Source organism: Micromonospora sp. NPDC049801, from assembly GCF_040656575.1.
Taxonomy (GTDB): Bacteria; Actinomycetota; Actinomycetes; order Mycobacteriales; family Micromonosporaceae; genus Micromonospora.
In genome coordinates, this window is record NZ_JBFAMS010000029.1 from 38,085 (window position 1) to 53,025 (window position 14,941).

A 14,941-nucleotide genomic window follows, 5' to 3' on the forward strand; every position below is an offset into this window, starting at 1 on the left:
GCCGGAGCTGTCTTGTCAGTCGGCGGTGTCGGGGTCGCTGCTGGTCCTTGCGGCCAGCTCGGCCAGTTCGGCCGGCATCTCGCCGGTCTCGTGGAAGGCCCGCCAGGTGTCCAGCCCCGGGTAGCTTCCCGAGGTCAACTCCGCCAGCAGGGCCCGCAGCCAGGTGGCCTCGGCGTCCCGGATGGCGAGGTCGTACTCGTTCTCGACCAGGAACAGTCGCGGGACGTCCCGCAGGTGGGCGTCGAGCGTCTCGCGGTCCCGGCGGAGCGCGTCGTCCAGTCGGTCGAGTCGCTGCCGGAGCAGGTCGGTCGCCTCGTCGGGGTGCAGGGCGGCGAGCACGGAGAGGCCGGCCCGGAAGCGGGGATGCTCCGCCATGGGCATGCCGACCAGCTCCCGCGCCCAGTCGACCAGCTCGGCCCGGCCCGCGTCGGTGATCCGGTAGACGGTGCGTTCCGGGCGTCGGCCCTCGCGCACGCTCTCCACGGCGGCGATCAACTGGTGTTTGTCCAGGTTGCGGATCACCGTGTAGAAGGAGCCCCACTTGAACTCCATGTCCTGGTCCTTGCCCCAGGCGCGCAGTGTGCTGGCCATCTCGTAGGGATGCATGGGCCGCTGGACGAGGGCGGAGAGCACGGCCAGCGCCAGCAGGTTGCCGACCTTGCGCCGCTTCGGCATGACGCACCTCCCAAATACTCGTGGACGAGTATACGCGCGCGAGTATCCGTGTCGCCAGCCCTCGGGCCGATACGACCGGTTCGGACGCCCGGCCTACGATCAACGGGTGGAGGAAGATATCCGGCGGATCGGGATCATGGGTGGCACCTTCGACCCGATCCACCACGGGCACCTCGTCGCGGCCAGCGAGGTGGCGGACCGGTTCGGCCTGGACGAGGTGGTCTTCGTCCCCACCGGGCAGCCGTGGCAGAAGGCCGACGAGCCGGTCAGCCCCGCCGAGGACCGGTACCTCATGACGGTCATCGCCACCGCCTCCAACCCCCGCTTCCAGGTCAGTCGCGTCGACATCGACCGCAGCGGCCCGACCTACACGGTCGACACGTTGCGCGACCTCCAGGCCGAGTACGGCGCCAAGGTCCAGCTCTTCTTCATCACCGGAGCGGACGCGCTGCAACGCATCCTGTCCTGGAAGGACCTGGACGAGATCTTCGAGCTGGCCCACTTCGTCGGGGTGACCCGGCCCGGTTTCGCGCTGACCGACAAGCACCTCCCGGCGGACACGGTCAGCCTGATCCAGGTGCCCGCGATGTCCATCTCGTCGACCGACTGTCGTGCCCGGGTCGCCCGGGGTGAGCCGGTCTGGTACCTGGTGCCTGACGGTGTGGTGCAGTACATCGCCAAGCGACGCCTCTATCAGTCCTGATCGCGTCCGGTATGTGCTGGTTGGTGCGTCTAACCGACCAGAACTGACGGGTCGGGACCTCGCCGGGTGTGAGACGCTTGGAGGATCGCACGCCTGATCGAAGGAGAACGGTGACAGTTTCCGAACGCGCGCACGAGCTGGCGATCGCCGCCGCCCAGGCAGCCGCCGACAAGAAGGCGCAGGACATCGCGATCATCGACGTCGGCGACCAGCTCGCCATCACGGACGCGTTCCTGCTCGCCGCCGCCCCCAACGAGCGCCAGGTGCTCGCCATCGTCGACGCCATCGAGGAGCGCCTGCTGGAGCTTCCGGAGAAGGCCAAGCCGATCCGGCGCGAAGGCGAGCGGGGTGGCCGCTGGGTGCTGCTCGACTACGTCGACATCGTGGTACACGTCCAGCACACCGAGGAGCGCGAGTTCTACGGGCTCGACCGCCTCTGGAAGGACTGCCCCACCATCCCGTTCGTCGACCGCGACCTGGTCGAGGCCGACGCCAGCGGGTCCGCCGCAGCCGAATGACCCGGCTGATCGTCTGGCGGCACGGCAACACCGACTGGAACGCCGCCAACCGCGTCCAGGGGCAGACCGACGTACCCCTCAACGAGCTGGGCCGCGACCAGGCCCGCGCCGCCGCGCCGCTGCTCGCGTCGCTGCGTCCGGACGCCATCGTCTCCAGCGACCTGGGCCGCGCCGCGGAGACCGCCGCGGCGCTGGCCGCGCTCACCGGCCTCGGGGTACGCACCGACGCCCGGCTGCGCGAGCGGCACTTCGGCCGGTGGCAGGGCCTGCACCTCACCGAGGTCGCCGAGCGCTTCCCCGGCGAGTACGCGCGCTGGCGGGCCGGCGACCCGGCGCCGGGCGCGGATCTGGAGCCGCTGCACGAACTCGGTGAGCGGGTCGCCGCCGCGTTCCTGACGGCGGCCGACGCGACGCCCGGCGGGACGGTGGTCCTCGCCACCCACGGCGGCGCCTCCCGCCAGGGCGTCGGCCACCTGCTCGGCTGGCCCTCCGAGGTGCTGCGCACCATCGGCTCACTGGCCAACTGCCACTGGACCGAGCTGCGACACGACGACGTCCGGGGCTGGCAGCTCCGTGGCCACAACGTCGGCCTCGTCACCGCCCCGGCCGTCGTCGACGCGGTCTGAGCGCCGATCCGGCCCGGGTCGGCGCTCGCACCTCGGCGCGGCGGGTCGTGATCGGCTAGCGTGCCGGGCATGCCCGTCGCGGTCGTCATCGACTCCACCGCCTACCTCCCACCCGAGCTGGTGCTGCGGCACCGGCTGACCGTCGTCCCGCTGACCGTCGTGCTCAACGGGGCGGAGGGATTGGAGGGGGTGGAGACCCAACCCGCCGACGCCACCCGCGCGCTGGGCGAACGGCGGGTGTCGGCCAGCACGTCCCGGCCGGCGCCCGAACAGTTCGCCCGGACGTACCGTCGTCTCCTCGACGACGGCGCCGACGGCGTCGTCTCGGTGCACATCTCCGCCGGCCTGTCCGGCACCGTCGAGGCCGCCCGCCTGGCCGCCGTCGACCTCGGCGGTCGGGTCGAGGTCGTCGACAGCCGCTCCGCCGGCATGGGCCTCGGCTTCCCGGCCATCGCCGCCGCCACCGCCGCCGAGGCCGGGGCGGACCTGGCCGGCGTACGCGACGCGGCGCTCGCCGCGGTGGCCCGGACCACCGTCTGGTTCTACGTCGACACGTTGGAGTTCCTCCGCCGGGGCGGCCGGATCAACGCCGCCGAGGCGCTGCTCGGCACCGCCCTGTCGGTCAAGCCGATCATGCACATGCCGGACGGCGCGATCGTGCTGCGGGAGAAGGTGCGTACCGCCAGTCGGGGAGTCGCCCGGCTCGTCGACCTGGCCGTCGAGGCGGCCGGCGACGACGACGTCGACCTGGGCGTACACCACCTGGCCGCGCCGCAGCGCGCCGAGGCGCTGCTCGCCGCGCTCACCGCGCGCCTGGGCGAACGGGTGCACGACACGTACGTCTCCGAGGCGGGCGCGGTGGTCGCCGCACACGCCGGGCCGGGTCTGGCCTGTGTCGTCGTGCACCGTCGGCCCGGGAGCTGAGATCGTGGCCGGCGCGTGCGTGGTGACCGGTGGTGGCCGTGGCGTCGGTCGGGCCGTGACGCGACGGCTGGTGACTGCCGGCGTGACCGTCGTCGTCGTGGAGCGCGACGCCGAGGCGGTGGACTGGCTCGCCGGGCACCCGGCCGCCGATCGCCTGCTCGCGGTGGTCGGCGACGCTGGTGACGAGCGGGTGGCCGAACACGCCGCCGAGGTGGCCGAACGCATCGCCCCGCTGACCGGCTGGGTGAACAACGCGGCGATCTTCCGGGACGCCGCCCTGCACACGGCGTCGGCCGACATCGTGCTGGACCTGATCGGGCTGAACCTGCGTCCGGCCGTGGTGGGCGCCGCCGTGGCGGTGCGCCGCTTCCTGGCCGCCGGCACGGGCGGCGCGATCGTGAATGTCTCGTCGCACCAGGCCCGCCGGCCGGTGCCGGGCGCTCTGCCGTACGCCACGGCGAAGGCCGCCGTGGAGGGGCTGACCCGGGCGCTGGCCGTCGAGTACGGACGGCACGGCATCCGCGCCAACGCCGTCGCGCTCGGCTCGATCGCCACCGAGCGGCACGCCGAGTACCTCGCCGCGCAGGAGCCCACCCGGGCCGAGTGGATCGACGCCGAGTTGACCCGGCTGCACCCGGTGGGCCGGATCGGGCGTGCCGACGAGGTGGCCGAGGCGGTCGCGTTCCTGCTGTCGCCGGCGGCCAGCTTCGTCAACGGGGTGACCCTGCCGGTGGACGGGGGACGGGCGGCGCTCGGCCTCGACCCGGAGGCCCGCTGATCCGGTGCACTCGGGCCGCCTCCCTCCGGAGACGGCCCGACTGCTGTCCGCTCAGCTTCGCAGGGACCACTGCTGGTTCTGTCCACCGTTGCAGGCCCAGAGGATCAGTTTGGTGCCGTTGGCGGTGGCGGCGCCGTTGGCGTCCAGGCAGAGCCCGGACTGGACGCCGGTGAGGGTGCCGTTGGCGTTGACGTTCCACTGCTGGTTCGCGCCGCCGTGGCAGTCCCAGATGATCACCTGGGTGCCGTTCGCGGTGCCCTGGCCGTTGGCGTCGAGGCACTTGTTGCCGTACACCTGGATCTGCTTGCCGGCCGTGTAGGTCCAGCGTTGCGCGGCGCTGTTGCTGATGCAGTCCCACAGTTGCAGCTGGGTGCCGTTGGTGGTGGCGCCGTTCGGCACGTCGACGCAGCGACCGGACTGCGCGCCCACGATCTGGGCGTTCTGCTGCGGGTTGCCGCCGCTCGCGGGGGTGTAGGCGGCAGCGGCGATGTTCGCCTGCACGGCGTCCTCGGTGGCGGCCGTCGGGTAGCCGGAGGTCAGCACGCCCTCGAAGAAGGTGCCGCGACCGGTGATGCTGTTGTCACCACCGATGCCCAGGAGGATGGCCCCCTCCTTCTTCATCGGGTTGTAGCCGTTGGGCCGCCGACCGTCGAAGTAGGTGGTCAGGCCACCCGACTGCGAGTTCCCGCCGCGGATCGCCCAGTGGTTCGGCTCGCCCTTGACCATGGCCGTGACGAAGCGGTGGTTGATGGACGCGATGTTGTTGTAGCCCGCGTTAACCCCGGAGAACAGGCCCCACTCCAGGTCGGCCATGATCCAGGGACCCGCGCCCGCTCCGTAGCCCCACTGCTTGTTCGCGCCGAAGTAGACCGTCTCCATGATCGCGCGCTCGTCGGCCTGGACGTTGGTCTGCGCGTTGCCGTAGTCGAAGCAGCACCACTGGTTGTAGTGCGTGCCGTCGACGACGGCGTAGATGCCCTCGGGCTGGTCGCCGGTCGCGACGCCGTTGGTGTTGTTGTTGCGGTAGCCGGTGCCGGGGGCGATGTAGACGCCGTACGCCTTCTGGCCGCCGATGGTGACCGGTGCCGCCTTCGCGTCGGCGAGGTTGTCGTACCCGCCGGGGGCCGGGCCGGTGAAGCCGCCGGGAGGCGCCTGCGTGAGCCGGTTGTTGCGGCCGGACTGGTCGTAGATGATCGTGATCACGCAGCTCGTGTTGGCGCAGAACGTGTCCTGGGTGGCGGCGTTGGCGACGCCACCGGCGCTGAGCACGCCGACGTCGCGGGTGGTGTTGTCCGATGATCTGCGCACCTGGTAGAGCGGGCCGTTGTACGCGCCGTACAGGGCCCGGGTGGTGCTGTGCGCGGCGACGCACGGCGTGCCGCCGGAGGCGTAGATGTCGCACGGGCCGGTGCCGGCCGCCCGGGCGACGCCTGGCGTCTCCGTGACCAGGTAGACGCCGGCCCCGGCGACGAGGACCAGCAGGGTCCCCGCTGCGGCCAGCAGGCGGTGCAGCCTTCTCTTCACGTCCATGGTTCCCCTCAGGTGGCGGTGGTGGGGGGTGATGATAGCGTTAACATTAATCCTCATCCATGAATGCGCGCTACCTCCGGGTGGTCGGTGGCCCGTGCTCCCGTAGCAGACGCGAGCATGATCAGGGCGTTGTCCACAGAGGCCCCGGTTGTCCACAGGTCGGGCCAGCGAGGCGGCCGTCGTGACGTCCGGCGTCCTAGCGTCACGGCGTGGCAGAGGACGAGGAGACAGCGGTACGCCAGCGTCTGCGCCGGTTGACCGCCGCGACGGGCGACGCGACGCCGCTTCCGTCGGGGGCCGACGCGTCGGCAGCGGACGTGCCCGCCGACCCACAGCGGGGATGTCTTCCAGATGGCGATCAGCCCGGCGGTATGGCGCGGCTGCCCGGCCCCGGAGCATTCGACCCGGGCAGGCGCGGAGTACGGGCGCTGGCCGCCGTGGCCCTCGTGGTGGTGCTGGCCGCGGCCGGTTGGGCCTGGCGGTCCCGACCACACGCGGAACCGGTCACCCCACCGGTGGGCGAGGCCACCTCGGCCGTCGTGGCCGGGCAGGCCAGCGCGTCGGCGTCCGGCGAGCTGGTGGTGACGGTCGCGGGCAAGGTGCGCAAACCCGGGCTGGTGCGGGTTCCGGCCGGGGCCCGACTCGCCGACGCCCTCTCCGAGGCCGGTGGCCCGCTGCCCGGCGTCGACGTGGCGCTGCTCAATCCCGCTCGCAAGCTCGCCGACGGTGAGTTGATCGTCGTCGGGGTTACGCCCCCGCCGGCACCCGGACCCGCCGCCGGTCCGGCCCCCGCCGGTGCGCCGGCCCCCGGCGCGGCGCTGAACCTGAACACCGCGACACTTGCCCAGCTCGACGCGCTGCCCGGGGTGGGGCCGGTACTCGCCCAGCGCATCCTCGCCTACCGGGACCAGCGCGGCGGGTTCACGGCCGTCGGTGACCTGCGCCAGGTCGAGGGCATCGGCGACGCGCGCTATGAGCAGCTCAAGGACCTGGTGACGGTGTGAACGTCCCACCCGTCGTCGGCGACCCGCCGCCACCGGACCTCCGGCTCGCCGGGCTGGCCGTGGCCGCCTGGCTCACCGCGCTCGCCGGACTGCACCTCGGCCCCCGACCGCTGCTGCTGGTGGCCGGCGGAGCAGCCGTGTCGACCGCGCTGAGCACCCTGCACCTGCTCGGTCGGCTCGGTCGCCCAAGGGCTCTCGCCCGCCGTTTCGGCTGGATCGTCGTCGCGGTCGGTCTCGGCGTCCTCTGCGGCGCGGCGGCGACCTCGGCCCGGCTGGTCGTGCGGGACGCGCCGCCGGTCCGCGCCCTTGCCGAGAAGCGCGCCCCGGTCACCGCCGACCTCGTCGTGCGGGACGATCCGCGCCCCATCCGCTCCGCCGGGCGTCCCGGCATGCTGCTGGTGTCGGGCGAGCTGATCCGGCTGACCGGTCCCGACGGCCAGCCGCTCCGAGCGTCGGTACGGGTGCTGGTCCTCGCCACCGACCCCGGCTGGCGAGGGCTGTTGCCGGGGCAGCGGCTGACCGCCGACGGGCGGCTCGGCCTGCCGCGCGGCGGTGACCTCACCGCGGCGGTCCTCGCGACCACCGGTCCACCCCAGCGGCGCGGTACGCCGTCGTGGGCGCAGCGCGCCGCCGGCACTCTGCGCGCGGGTCTGCAACGGGCCTGCGCGCCGCTGCCCGACGACCCGGGTGGTCTGCTGCCGGGACTGGTGGTGGGGGACACCAGCCGCCTGTCGCCCGCCGTCGAGGAGGACTTCCGGGCGACCGGCATGACGCACCTCAATGCCGTCTCGGGCAGCAACGTCGCGATCGTGGTGGGTGCGGTGCTGCTGGTGGCGCGCTGGGCACGCGCCGGTCCGTGGCTCGCCGGTGTGCTCTGTGGGGTGGCGCTGGTGGGCTTCGTCATCCTGGTGCGTCCGTCACCGAGCGTCGTACGGGCCGCCACGATGGGGGCGATCGGGCTCGTCGCGCTGGCCGCCGGTCGACCCCGGGCCGCGCTGCCCGCGCTGGCCGCCGCCGTCACCGTGCTGGTGCTCGTCGACCCCGAGTTGGCGGGCGACGCCGGGTTCGCGCTGTCCGTACTGGCCACCGCGGGTCTGCTGCTGCTCGCGCCGCGTTGGCGCGACGGGCTGCGCCGTCGGGGCGTACCGGCCGGGTTGGCCGAGGCGTTGGCGGTACCGGCGGCCGCCCAGGTGGCCTGCGGGCCGGTCGTCGCCGGAATCTCCGGCACGGTCAGCCTGGTGGCGGTGCCGGCCAACCTGCTGGCGGTGCCGGCCATCGCGCCGGCGACGGTGCTGGGGGTGACGGCCGCGCTGCTGTCGCCGGTCTGGCCGGCCGGGGCCGGGTTCGTCGCGTGGCTGGCGAGCTGGCCGGCCTGGTGGCTGGTCGTCATCGCCCGCCACGGCGCCCGCCTGCCGGCCGGCACCCTGGCGTGGCCGGGTGGGGCGGCCGGTGCCCTGCTGCTGGCCGGGCTGACCGTCGCGTTTCTGGTGGCCGCGCGCCGCCCGCTGGTGCGCCGGTTGGTGGCGGTGGTCGCGGTCGCCGTCCTGGTGGGCGCTCTCGGGGTCCGGTTGCTCGCCAGCGGCTGGCCGCCGCCCGGCTGGGTGGTGGTGGCGTGCGCCGTGGGGCAGGGGGACGCCCTCGTGCTGCGCGTCGCGCCCGGCCGGGCGGTGCTGGTCGACACCGGGCCGGAGCCGGGCGCGGTGGACGCGTGTCTGCGACGGCTCGGCATCCGGGAGGTGTCGCTGCTGGTGGTCAGCCACTTCCATCTCGACCACGTGGGCGGGGTGGCCGGGGTGTTCCGGGGGCGACGGGTGGCCGCCGTGCTGACCCCGCCGTCGACGGACCCGGCGAGCGGTCGGGCGGCCGTCCGCGCGGCGGCGACCGGCGGCCGGGCCACGATGCGGGACACCACCGCCGGGGCACGTCACCGGGTCGGCGGTGTCGAGCTGCTGGTGCTCGGACCGCCGTATCCGCTGGCCGGCACCCGCTCGGACCCGAACAACAACTCGCTGGTGCTGCGCGCCACGGTCGCCGGCGTCTCGGTCCTGCTGCCCGGCGACGCCGAGACCGAGGAGCAGCACGCCGTCCTAGTCCGGACGCCGCCCGACCAGCTACGGGCGGACGTGCTGAAGGTCGCGCACCACGGCTCGGCGTACCAGGACGAGAGCTTCCTCGCCGCCGTGCGGCCGGCCGTGGCGCTGGTGCCGGTCGGCACGGGCAACACGTACGGGCATCCGAACCCGGCGCTGCTGTCCCGGTTGAGCCGGCACGGCGCCCGGGTCCTGCGGACCGACACCGACGGCGACGTGGCGGCGATCCGGACCGCCGACGGCCTGGCGGTGGCCCGTCGAGGGGTACCGCCGGGACGGCCACCGTGAGGGGGACCGTCGGTCGCGTGGAAATTGCGCGCACTCGACCCAGAATCCTAGTCATTTGCGGATTAGGTGGTGAACCGAGATAAATGTCTGGATTTGCGCTAAGTGCGGGCTGCGCCGACCGGGCGGCGAATGAGCAGGCCCGTACCCGCCGTGGGCCGTGCGAATATGGGCGACGTGACCCCCGCCAGCCTCGCCCCCATTGTGCTCGTCCTCGGCGACGAGGAGCTGCTCGCCACGCGCGCGGTCTCCGAAGCTGTCGAACGGGCCCGCGCCACCGACCCCGAGGTGGACGTCCGCGAGTACCAGGCGGGTGCGCTCACCGTCGGCGAGATAGCCGAGATGCTCAGCCCGTCGCTGTTCGGCGGCCGGCGGCTGCTCGTCCTGCGCTCCGGCCAGGACGCCCGCAAGGACCTGGTCGCCGCGCTGCTGGCGTACGCGAAGAATCCCGACCCGGAGGTGCAGCTCCTGGTGCTGCACCTGGGCGGCGCCAAGGGCAAGGCGTTCGCCGACGGGCTGCGGTCGGCCGGCGCGACGGTGGTGCCGGCGGCCAAGCTCAAGGGCCACCGCGACCGGGTCGCCTTCGTCCGCGACGAGATCCGGCGGGCCGGCGGCCGGTGCCCCGACGACGCCGCCGAGGCGCTGATCGCGGCGGTCGGCAACGACCTGCGCGAACTGGCCGCCGCCTGTTCCCAGCTCATGGCCGACACCGACGGGCGGATCAGCGCCGAGACGGTATCCCGCTACTACCGGGGACGGGTCGAGGTGACCGGCTTCACCGTGGCGGACGCCACCATGGTCGGCGACGTGCCGGCCGCCCTGGAAGCGCTGCGCTGGGCCCTGCACGTCGGTGTCGACCCGGTGCCCATCGCCGACGCCCTGGCCGACGGGGTGCGGACGGTGGCCCGGGTGGCGTCGGCCGGACGGGGCAACGCGTACCAGCTCGCCAGCAGCCTCGGCATGCCGGCGTGGAAGATCGAACGGGCGCAGCGACAGGGGCGCGGCTGGACCCCGGAAGGACTGGTCCGCGCCATGCAGGTCGCTGCGGAGTGCAACGCGGCCGTCAAGGGCGGCTCGGACGACCGGGCGTACGCCCTGGAACGGGCGGTCTTCTCGGTGGCGGCGGCCCGGCAGGGCAGCAGTCGGTGACGGGGCCGAACCGTACGGCGTGGGCCACCGTGTCCGCCGACGAGGAGCGGTACCGGCCGCTCTACGCCCGGCTCCTCGGCCTGCGGTTCGTCAACCCCGGTGGGGTGCTCTGCTTCCTGTTCTTCGAGGGCGCCATCGCCCTGGCCGTGCTGCTCGCCCTCGCGGAGCTGGTCACCTGGTGGGCGGTGCTGGTGCTACCCGTGGTGGTGGCGGCGATGGTCAAGCTCAACGACATGGTGGCCGCGGTGGTGGTCCGTTCCGCCGCGCTCGTACCCGAACAGGAGCGGGACCGCTTCCGCCGGCAGATGGAGCCGGTGGTCGGCCGGGCCCGGGTCGAGTGGAGCGCCGTGACTCCGGTGGTGGTCCGACCCGACCCGGTGCGGCCCAGACGCCGCAGGGACCCGCTGGACTGACGGCCGCCGAAGCGCAGGCGCGCGCCGGTTCGTGGACACACGGAAGCCCCGGACCTCGGTCCGGGGCTTTCCGAATCAGTCTGACGACGAAGCGTCAGGCGGAGAGCGTCACCACGCGCTTCGCGATCGCCGACTTGCGGTTCGCGGCCTGGTTGGCGTGGATCACGCCCTTGCTGACGGCCTTGTCCAGCTTGCGCGAGGCATCCTGCATGAGAGCGGTGGCCTTCTCGACGTCACCGGCCTCGGCGGCCTCGTGGAACTTCCGGACGGCGGTCTTCAGCGACGACTTGACCGACTTGTTGCGCAGCCGGGCCTTCTCGTTCTGCCGGTTGCGCTTGATCTGGGACTTGATGTTCGCCACGCGACAGCCTCGTCTTGATAGCTCGGGTTGGTCAGCTTGCGCACGGCATGACGACATGAGTCATCGCCGCGCGAAAAGCCAGGTTACCAGGTCGCCCGGGGACAAGCCAAAACGGCTCCACCCGACCGCGCCTGCTCGACTCCCGCGCCCAGTGGGTGCGGGAGCCGTGATCCACCCGGCTTCCTGCGAACCAGGGTATCCGCCGGCCGCTGACCGCCCGATTTCCGGAAAGCCGGGGTGGACCACGGGACGGCCCGCGCGAGGACGCCGGCGCGGTCACCGCCAGCCCTGCCGGCGGGCGAGCCAGTCGAGGGCCTGTCTTCCGCTGGACCGCTGGTGCGTGGACCGGTGCGGTGAGGCCGTCACCGATGTCGCGTCCGCCCCGGTGAGGTAGTAGCCGGCCAACGCGGCGAGGGTGGCGTCCAGCGCGTCCGGGGGAGCGCCCGCGCTCGCCGGGTGCGCGGCGAAGATCCGATCGACGTCCAGGCCGCCGTCGGATGCGGTGAGCAGCAGCGTGACCAGGTCGAACCAGGCCGGTCCGGTGCAGGCCCAGGTCCAGTCGCAGATCCAGGCCCGGCCGTCCCGGCCGATGAGCACGTTGTCCACCCGCAGGTCGCCGTGGATCACGCCGGTCGCCCCGTCCGCGTACGCGGGGAGGCGGGACTCCAGCGCCACCAGCTCGGGGAGTCTGCCCCGGGCGGCGGCGGGCAGCGCGGGGAGCGGCTCCCGGCCCGCGGCGACCTCCTCCCACCAGAGGATGTCCGAGCGGGCCAGGTCGGCCAGGCGGGGGAGGCCGAGCGCGGTCAGGCCGGTCGGTGGATCGGCGAGCACGGCGGCGACCTCGGCGTACGCGGCGAGGGTGGCGTCCAGCTCGGCCCGCGCCCAGGGCAGGCGTGGGAGGTGGCCGTCGACCGCTTCGGCGCAGAGCACGAACCAGCCGGCCTCGTCCAGCGTCCACCGCAGGCGGGGCGCGGGCAGGTCGGTCGGCAGCCGGTCGAGGATCGCCGCCTCCCGGGCGTACCCCTGAACCAGGCCCGGCTGCACGGCGGCGGGTGCCGCCTTGACGAAAGCCCGACCGCCGTCGGCGGTGTGCAGCACGGCGGCGAAGCCCCGGGTGAAGCCGGCGGTGGCAACCTGGGCGGTGACCACCGGCGCGCCGAGCCGGTCGGCGATCGCGGCCCGCAGCGCCGCCGGCAGCTCCGGCCACGACGGGCGCGACGCGCTCGCGTGGTACGGCACTGGCGGTGGCGGGGAGGACACCCCACCATGCTCCCCCGGGGTACATGCGCGGCGCGCGGCGACACTGCCAGACTGCCAACCCATGAGGACCGAGGACTTCTGGCAGCTGATCGACCAGGCCCGCGCCGGGGGCGGGGGTGAGCCCGGGCCGGTCGCCGCGCGGGCCGTGGCGCTGCTCGCCGAGCGCGATCCGCAGGACATCGTCGGGTACGCCCAGCACCAGGCCAGAGTGCTGGCCGCCTCGCACAAGGCGGACCTGTGGGGCGCGGCGTACCTGATCAACGGTGGGGCGTCGGCGGAGGGTTTCGAGCACTTCCGGGGCTGGCTGATGACCCAGGGTCGGGCGGTGTTCGCCCGCGCGGTCGGCGACCCCGACTCGCTGGCCGAGCTGCCCCAGGTGCGGGCCGCGTCGCTCAGCGGGGAGGAGTTCTCCGCCGAGCAGATGCTGGCGGTGCCGTGGGACGCGTACCGCAGGGCCACCGCGTCGGAGCTGCCGACGGACCGCGAGCCGGTCCGGACGCCGAACCTCAACGACTTCTGGGACTTCGACGACGAGTCCGAGGCCCGCCGCCGGCTGCCCCGGCTGGCCGCGCTCTTCGTGGAGCCGCCGATGGAGTGAGGCGTCCCGGGGGCCGATCCGTCGCCCGCGCAGTGGGCGTACCCCGGCGGCGTGGGAACATGGAGGGGGTCGGCGGCGCGCCGGCCTGTTCACGTCAGCCGACTAGAACGGACCGCTGTGCCACCGAAGCTCGATCCCGGCGCGAACGCCCCTGGTGCCACCGACCCCGGTCGCATCCGGAACTTCGGCATCATCGCCCACATCGACCACGGGAAGTCGACCCTGGCCGACCGGATGTTGCAGCTCACCGGCGTGGTCGACCCCCGGCAGATGCGCGCGCAGTACCTGGACCGGATGGACATCGAGCGCGAACGCGGCATCACCATCAAGAGCCAGGCCGTGCGCATGCCGTGGACCATCCGCGAGGGCGAGCGGACCGGCGAGCAGGCCGTGCTCAACATGATCGACACCCCGGGGCACGTCGACTTCACGTACGAGGTGTCCCGGTCGCTGGCCGCCTGCGAGGGCGCCGTGCTGCTGGTCGACGCCGCCCAGGGCATCGAGGCGCAGACCCTGGCCAACCTCTACCTGGCCCTCGAGAACGACCTGCGCATCATCCCGGTGCTCAACAAGATCGACCTGCCGGCCGCCCAGCCGGAGAAGTACGCCGAGGAGCTGGCCCACCTCATCGGCGGTGACCCCGCCGACTGCATCCGAGTCTCCGGCAAGACCGGCGAGGGCGTACCGCACCTGCTCGACGAGATCGTCCGGCAGTTCGTCCCGCCGGTCGGCGAGGCCGAATCGCCCGCCCGGGCGATGATCTTCGATTCGGTGTACGACGTGTACCGCGGCGTCGTCACGTACGTCCGGGTCATCGACGGCCGGATCAGCGCCCGCGACCGGATCAAGATGATGTCCACCGGCGCCGTGCACGAGCTGCTCGAGATCGGCGTCATCTCACCCGAGATGGTCAAGGCCGAGGCGCTCGGGGTCGGCGAGGTCGGCTACCTGATCACCGGTGTGAAGGACGTCCGGCAGTCCCGGGTCGGTGACACGGTCACCATCAACGCCCGGCCGGCGGCCGAGCCGCTGGGTGGCTACAAGGACCCGAAGCCGATGGTCTACTCCGGCCTCTACCCGATCGACGGGTCCGACTACCCGAACCTGCGCGAGGCCCTGGACAAGCTCAAGCTCAACGACGCCGCCCTGGACTACGAGCCGGAGACCTCCGGCGCGCTCGGCTTCGGCTTCCGCTGCGGCTTCCTCGGCCTGCTCCACCTGGAGATCATCCGGGAGCGGTTGGAGCGCGAGTACAACCTCGACCTCATCTCCACCGCGCCCAACGTCGTCTACCGGGCGATCACGGACGACGGCGAGGAGATCGTCGTCACCAACCCGAGCGAGTACCCGACCGGCAAGATCGCCGAGGTGTACGAGCCGGTGGTGCGGGCCACCGTGCTGACGCCCAACGACTACGTGGGCGCGGTCATGGAGCTGTGCCAGGGCCGGCGCGGCAGCCTGCTCGGCATGGACTACCTCTCCGCCGACCGGGTGGAGCTGCGCTACACGCTGCCCCTCGCCGAGATCATCTACGACTTCTTCGACCAGTTGAAGAGTCGTACCAAGGGGTACGCCTCGCTGGACTACGAGCCCTCCGGCGAGCAGGCGTCCGACCTGGTGAAGGTGGACATCCTGCTGCACGGCGAGCCGGTGGACGCGTTCAGCGCCATCGTGCACAAGGACAAGGCGTACAACTACGGCGTCACCATCGCCGCGAAGCTCCGTACGCTCATCCCGCGCCAGCAGTTCGAGGTGCCCATCCAGGCGGCCATCGGCAGCCGGGTGATCGCCCGGGAGACCATCCGCGCCATCCGCAAGGACGTGCTCGCCAAGTGCTACGGCGGTGACATCAGCCGTAAGCGCAAGCTGCTGGAGAAGCAGAAGGAAGGCAAGAAGCGGATGAAGATGGTCGGCCGCGTCGAGGTGCCCCAGGAGGCCTTCATCGCCGCCCTCTCCTCCGACTCCGGCGACGCCAAACCCACCGGCAAGAAGTAGCCCCCCACCCCCCACCCCCCACCCCCCCCCCC

General features: G+C 73.0%; 15 protein-coding genes. 11 read left to right on the top strand and 4 right to left on the bottom strand.

The window, feature by feature from the left end:
* Positions 1-15: 15 nt before the first annotated feature.
* Positions 16-675, bottom strand: a complete 660-nt coding sequence (locus tag AB0I89_RS32395; protein WP_357134513.1) for a PadR family transcriptional regulator — start codon at positions 673-675, stop codon at positions 16-18.
* A gap of 106 nt (positions 676-781) precedes the next feature.
* Between AB0I89_RS32395 and nadD the strand changes: the two genes are divergently transcribed.
* The 5 genes from nadD (at position 782) to AB0I89_RS32420 (ending at position 4,224) form a co-directional block, all read left to right on the top strand.
* Positions 782-1,378 carry a nicotinate-nucleotide adenylyltransferase gene (nadD, locus tag AB0I89_RS32400; RefSeq protein ID WP_357134515.1) on the top strand — a complete coding sequence of 199 codons (597 nt, stop codon included), beginning with the start codon at positions 782-784 and terminating at the stop codon, positions 1,376-1,378.
* A gap of 110 nt (positions 1,379-1,488) precedes the next feature.
* Positions 1,489-1,896, top strand: coding sequence for a ribosome silencing factor (gene rsfS / locus AB0I89_RS32405; protein ID WP_355053184.1), 408 nt, complete (start codon positions 1,489-1,491; stop codon positions 1,894-1,896).
* Positions 1,893-2,522, top strand: a complete 630-nt coding sequence (locus tag AB0I89_RS32410; RefSeq protein WP_357134517.1) for a histidine phosphatase family protein — start codon at positions 1,893-1,895, stop codon at positions 2,520-2,522. Before rsfS ends, AB0I89_RS32410 begins: the two co-directional genes overlap by 4 nt.
* 69 nt (positions 2,523-2,591) lie before the next feature.
* Entirely contained in the window at positions 2,592-3,446 is an 855-nt protein-coding gene (locus tag AB0I89_RS32415) for a DegV family protein (RefSeq protein ID WP_357134519.1), read from the top strand.
* A gap of 1 nt (position 3,447) precedes the next feature.
* The gene (locus AB0I89_RS32420) at positions 3,448-4,224 is read left to right on the top strand and encodes an SDR family oxidoreductase (RefSeq protein WP_357134537.1); all 777 of its coding nucleotides are present in this window, start codon (positions 3,448-3,450) and stop codon (positions 4,222-4,224) included.
* A 51-nt stretch (positions 4,225-4,275) separates the two neighbouring features.
* On the opposite strand, the gene AB0I89_RS32425 is transcribed toward AB0I89_RS32420, so the two are convergent.
* Positions 4,276-5,754: an arabinofuranosidase catalytic domain-containing protein gene (locus AB0I89_RS32425; RefSeq protein ID WP_357134521.1), complete on the bottom strand. Its 1,479-nt coding sequence runs from the start codon at positions 5,752-5,754 to the stop codon at positions 4,276-4,278.
* Between the two features lie 209 nt (positions 5,755-5,963).
* Between AB0I89_RS32425 and AB0I89_RS32430 the strand changes: the two genes are divergently transcribed.
* The 4 genes from AB0I89_RS32430 to AB0I89_RS32445 all read left to right on the top strand — a co-directional run bounded on the left by AB0I89_RS32430 (position 5,964) and on the right by AB0I89_RS32445 (position 10,695).
* Positions 5,964-6,758 (top strand): ComEA family DNA-binding protein, encoded by a 795-nt coding sequence (locus AB0I89_RS32430; protein WP_357134523.1) that lies wholly within the window; start codon positions 5,964-5,966, stop codon positions 6,756-6,758.
* On the top strand, positions 6,755-9,136 hold the full coding sequence (locus AB0I89_RS32435; RefSeq protein ID WP_357134525.1) for a ComEC/Rec2 family competence protein: 2,382 nt from the start codon (positions 6,755-6,757) through the stop codon (positions 9,134-9,136). The genes AB0I89_RS32430 and AB0I89_RS32435 overlap by 4 nt, the downstream gene beginning before the upstream one ends.
* Positions 9,137-9,301: 165 nt before the next feature.
* Complete coding sequence (holA, locus tag AB0I89_RS32440) at positions 9,302-10,282, top strand: DNA polymerase III subunit delta (RefSeq protein ID WP_357134527.1); 981 nt, start codon at positions 9,302-9,304, stop codon at positions 10,280-10,282.
* Positions 10,279-10,695: a hypothetical protein gene (locus AB0I89_RS32445; RefSeq protein ID WP_357134528.1), complete on the top strand. Its 417-nt coding sequence runs from the start codon at positions 10,279-10,281 to the stop codon at positions 10,693-10,695. The genes holA and AB0I89_RS32445 overlap by 4 nt, the downstream gene beginning before the upstream one ends.
* 94 nt (positions 10,696-10,789) lie before the next feature.
* On the opposite strand, the gene rpsT is transcribed toward AB0I89_RS32445, so the two are convergent.
* Positions 10,790-11,056, bottom strand: coding sequence for a 30S ribosomal protein S20 (rpsT, locus tag AB0I89_RS32450; RefSeq protein WP_355053192.1), 267 nt, complete (start codon positions 11,054-11,056; stop codon positions 10,790-10,792).
* Between the two features lie 276 nt (positions 11,057-11,332).
* Positions 11,333-12,379: a phosphotransferase gene (locus tag AB0I89_RS32455; protein ID WP_357134530.1), complete on the bottom strand. Its 1,047-nt coding sequence runs from the start codon at positions 12,377-12,379 to the stop codon at positions 11,333-11,335.
* Between AB0I89_RS32455 and AB0I89_RS32460 the strand changes: the two genes are divergently transcribed.
* Positions 12,378-12,914, top strand: a complete 537-nt coding sequence (locus AB0I89_RS32460; protein ID WP_357134531.1) for a DUF4240 domain-containing protein — start codon at positions 12,378-12,380, stop codon at positions 12,912-12,914. The genes AB0I89_RS32455 and AB0I89_RS32460 overlap by 2 nt on opposite strands.
* Before the next feature lie 117 nt (positions 12,915-13,031).
* The gene (gene lepA / locus AB0I89_RS32465; RefSeq protein WP_357134533.1) at positions 13,032-14,909 is read left to right on the top strand and encodes a translation elongation factor 4; all 1,878 of its coding nucleotides are present in this window, start codon (positions 13,032-13,034) and stop codon (positions 14,907-14,909) included.
* Positions 14,910-14,941 lie beyond the last annotated feature (32 nt).